Source organism: Vibrio sp. 1978, from assembly GCF_033344345.1.
This window is the reverse complement of the sequence record NZ_JAWPOP010000993.1, coordinates 1-521: the sequence shown is the minus strand read 5'-3', so window position 1 is coordinate 521 and position 521 is coordinate 1. Positions and strand designations below refer to the sequence as shown.

Here is a 521-nt window from a genome sequence, read left to right as displayed (position 1 = left end):
CATCGCCGCCTTAGTACGCATTGGAGCCAGTAAAGCCTTTGAACACGGTAAGGAAGATGATTTTGATGTCCATCCAAACTGACCAATGATGGATGTAATCCAAATCAAACTCGACGCGTTTTTCCATCTTATCGAGCGTGTCGGTTTCGCCGCGATAGCCGTTGATTTGAGCCCAACCTGTAATGCCTGGTTTGACTTTGTGGCGCAACATGTAGCGGGCGACAATCTGACGATATTCTTCGTTGTGCGCAACGGCATGAGGACGAGGGCCAACGATCGACATAGTGCCTTGTAATACGTTGATAAACTGCGGCAGTTCGTCTAATGAGGTGCGACGTAGAAAACCGCCAAACGGAGTAATACGAGGGTCGTTTTTCGTGGCTTGCTTGATGTTTGGGCCTTGATCCATCGTCGTCATCGAGCGGAACTTCCAAACTTCGATTTTTCGACCATCCAAACCATAACGATGCTGCTTAAATATTACAGGGCCTTTTGACGTCAACTTAATACCGATGGCGATA

Annotated in this window: 1 protein-coding gene; it reads right to left on the bottom strand. The window is 47.8% G+C overall.

The window, feature by feature from the left end:
- Nucleotides 1–10: 10 nt before the first annotated feature.
- The coding region (locus R8N49_RS30280; RefSeq protein ID WP_318190840.1) for an exopolysaccharide biosynthesis polyprenyl glycosylphosphotransferase at nucleotides 11–521 on the bottom strand (511 nt) is incomplete at its 5' end.